The organism is Paracoccus sp. TRP, assembly GCF_000185925.1.
Taxonomy (GTDB): Bacteria; Pseudomonadota; Alphaproteobacteria; order Rhodobacterales; family Rhodobacteraceae; genus Paracoccus; species Paracoccus kondratievae.
This window is the reverse complement of sequence record NZ_AEPN01000101.1, coordinates 1-2,697: the sequence shown is the minus strand read 5'-3', so window position 1 is coordinate 2,697 and position 2,697 is coordinate 1. Positions and strand designations below refer to the sequence as shown.

Here is a 2,697-nt window from a genome sequence, read left to right as displayed (position 1 = left end):
AGCCTCCGGCAAACCCGGTGCGGTTCACCCACCTTCCGCACTTCGCTTCGCTTCGTTTGTGCAGGCGGTGCCCCGCAAAGCCCCTTTTCCCCTTCCAACCCACCGCTTGCGCGGCTCCGGGAAGCAGGCGGGGCCTGCTTCGCCGTCCAATTTCCGGGGAGTAGCTCAGTCGAGAACGATGCGGCGGCGTGCGCGGGGTCTGGAATTGTTCTTGCGAAAAGAGTTATAGGGTGGTACATTTACCCATGGTTGGAGGTAGGGAATGATCGTAGGCTTTCGGGATGACTGGTTGCGGGCGTTCTTCGTGGACGACGCCCACTCCCGCAATATCCCGTCCGATCTCGAAGCCCGGTTGTTCCGCAAGCTCCAGATGATCGACGACGCCATGACCGATCAGGACTTGCGCGTGCCGCCCAGCAATCATTTTGAGAAGCTGCGCGGCAATCTGGCGGGTTTCCATTCGATCCGTGTCAACCAGCAATGGCGACTGATCTTCCGCTGGGATGGCGAACGGGGCGAGGCGGACAGGATTTATCTGGACGATCACAGCTACCGATGAAAGCGAGGCGAACATGCTGACCACTAAGCGCAAGCCGGCCACCGTCGGCGAGATTTTGACCGAAGAGTTCATGGAGCCTATGGGCTTGACGCAGGGCGCGCTCGCCGAGGCGATGGGCGTGCAGCGCAAGCACGTCAACGAATTGTGCGGCAACCGCAGGAACGTGACCGCCGCGACGGCGCTTATCCTTGCGCGCGTCTTCGGCAACAGTCCTGACTTCTGGCTGAACGTGCAGCGGCGCAACGATCTCTGGGAGGTGATGAACACACCGAAGGAGCGCGAGCGTGTCGAGCGTGCGCGCCCGTTGAAGGACGCCGCATGATGGCCTTGTGCGATTTGATCTGGCGGCGTGGCTCGTCCCATGTGCCGCCGATACTTCGCCGTGACTGCACGCTCGCGTTTTATGGCTTCACAGCCTGATTTCGGTCCCGCTTCATGCCTGTTTGTCTCAAAAACAGCATGGAGCCCACGGCATGGCAGACAGCGGGAAAGGCGGGTGGGGCGGCAGGATACCGGCCAACGACAACGGGCCGGAAGGAGAAGCAGAGGGCGGAGAGGATAGTGCGTCCTTGGAAAAGCTGGATCGGGTGGTGCTCGACATTGCCCGTCTGATCGGGCGGCAGATGGCGCGGGAAGATTTTGCGCGGCTGCAAGGCTTGGCCGCCAATGACAATGCGCCTCGCAGAGAGGCCGACGAAGATTGATCTTTACGGAGAACCCCCAATGCCAGTTAATGCGACCAGGGTTGCGCTTTACGCCCGCGATTCGTCTGACAATCAAAGCGAGGCGTCGATTGAAGACTAGTTCCGGCTTTGCCGGGAACGCGCGGCGCAGGAGCGGTGGCAGATCGTCGGTTCCTATGAGGATGCGGCCATATCCGGCGCAAGCACGGTTCTTCGCCATGGCATCCAGCGGCTGATCCGCGATGCGCAGCGCGGCGACTTTACCGTGGTGCTGGCCGAGGCGCTGGACCGCATCAGCCGCGATCAGGCGGATGTGGCGACCCTCTACAAGCATCTGAAATTCGCCGGCGTCACCATCGTCACCCTGACAGAGGGCGAAATCTCCGAGCTTCACGTCGGCCTGAAAGGCACGATGAACGCGCTGTTCCTGAAAGACCTTGCCATGAAGACCCATCGCGGTCTTCGGGGCAGGGTGGAGAAGGGCAAGGCAGGCGGCGGGCTTTGCTACGGCTATCGCGTCCTCAAGACGCTGGACGCCAGCGGCGAGCCGATCCGAGGCGACCGGGAAATCGTCTCCGGGGAAGCTGATACCATCCGCCGCATCTTCCGCGAGTTCGCTTCCGGTAAAAGCCCGAAAGCCATTGCCGTCGATCTGAACAGGGATGGCATTCCCGGCCCGCTTGGCCGGGCGTGGGGCGACACCAGCATTCGCGGTCATGCCTCGCGCGGCACCGGCATCGTCAACAACGAGCTTTATATGGGCGTTCTCGTCTGGAACCGGCTGCGCTTCGTCAAAGACCCGTCCACCGGCAAGCGTGTTTCCCGGCCCAACCCGGAAAGCCAGTGGATCAGGACCGAGGTTCCGCACCTGCGCATCGTGGACGATGAACTCTGGAACGCCGTGCGCGCCCGCCAGAGGCAGATTGCCGAAATCTTCGGTCCGAACCCGGCCAACACCCGCGAGGGCCGCATGAAGCGCGTTCATCTCGCGAACCGGCCCACCTCGCTCCTTTCCGGCCTGCTCACCTGCGGATGCTGCGGCGGCAAGGTCGGCATCATCACACCGAACCGCTATGCCTGCCTCAATCACCATCGGCGCGGCACCTGCGAAAACAATCGCACCATCACCCGTCAGAACATCGAGGCGCGCGTGCTGACCGGCCTCAAGGAAAAGCTGGTGTCATCGGAGGCGGCGCAAGACGCCTTCGCGCCGCTGGATTTCGCAACCGACGTCGCCACGCTGCGCTTCGAGGCGCAGGGCGCCGGACAGCAGGACTTCACGCTCACCCCCGCCCTCCTGCGGTCGGAACTGGCCGGAATCGTCGAACAAATATTCGCGGACGGGGAACGACAAGGCTTCTTGCTGCCAGCGGCTGCCGTTCTGGACGAGGACCAGGAAAACGGCTTCCTGTCGCTGCAGAACGCTCGGGTGTTGATTTCCGTCGAGACGTGACC

At 62.5% G+C, this 2,697-nt stretch carries 4 protein-coding genes; all 4 read left to right on the top strand.

Annotated features, from left to right (window positions below; translation table 11 throughout):
* Nucleotides 1-262 precede the first annotated feature (262 nt).
* The 4 genes from PARACOCCUSGL_RS0119950 to PARACOCCUSGL_RS22745 all read left to right on the top strand — a co-directional run bounded on the left by PARACOCCUSGL_RS0119950 (nucleotide 263) and on the right by PARACOCCUSGL_RS22745 (nucleotide 2,695).
* Nucleotides 263-559, top strand: a complete 297-nt coding sequence (locus tag PARACOCCUSGL_RS0119950) for a type II toxin-antitoxin system RelE/ParE family toxin (protein WP_010400832.1) — start codon at nucleotides 263-265, stop codon at nucleotides 557-559.
* Between the two features lie 13 nt (nucleotides 560-572).
* Nucleotides 573-881: a HigA family addiction module antitoxin gene (locus PARACOCCUSGL_RS0119945; RefSeq protein ID WP_010400830.1), complete on the top strand. Its 309-nt coding sequence runs from the start codon at nucleotides 573-575 to the stop codon at nucleotides 879-881.
* A 151-nt stretch (nucleotides 882-1,032) separates the two neighbouring features.
* The gene (locus tag PARACOCCUSGL_RS21930) at nucleotides 1,033-1,263 is read left to right on the top strand and encodes a hypothetical protein (RefSeq protein WP_138918417.1); all 231 of its coding nucleotides are present in this window, start codon (nucleotides 1,033-1,035) and stop codon (nucleotides 1,261-1,263) included.
* A gap of 142 nt (nucleotides 1,264-1,405) precedes the next feature.
* Nucleotides 1,406-2,695 (top strand): recombinase family protein, encoded by a 1,290-nt coding sequence (locus PARACOCCUSGL_RS22745; RefSeq protein ID WP_369750430.1) that lies wholly within the window; start codon nucleotides 1,406-1,408, stop codon nucleotides 2,693-2,695.
* The last annotated feature ends 2 nt before the right edge of the window (nucleotides 2,696-2,697 follow it).

Excerpts from the sequence above, each read along its gene's own strand:
- PARACOCCUSGL_RS0119950 (WP_010400832.1), top strand. The coding sequence starts at position 263 with ATGATCGTAGGCTTTCGGGATGACTGGTTGCGGGCGTTCTTCGTGGAC.
- PARACOCCUSGL_RS0119945 (WP_010400830.1), top strand. The coding sequence starts at position 573 with ATGCTGACCACTAAGCGCAAGCCGGCCACCGTCGGCGAGATTTTGACC.
- PARACOCCUSGL_RS21930 (WP_138918417.1), top strand. The coding sequence starts at position 1,033 with ATGGCAGACAGCGGGAAAGGCGGGTGGGGCGGCAGGATACCGGCCAAC.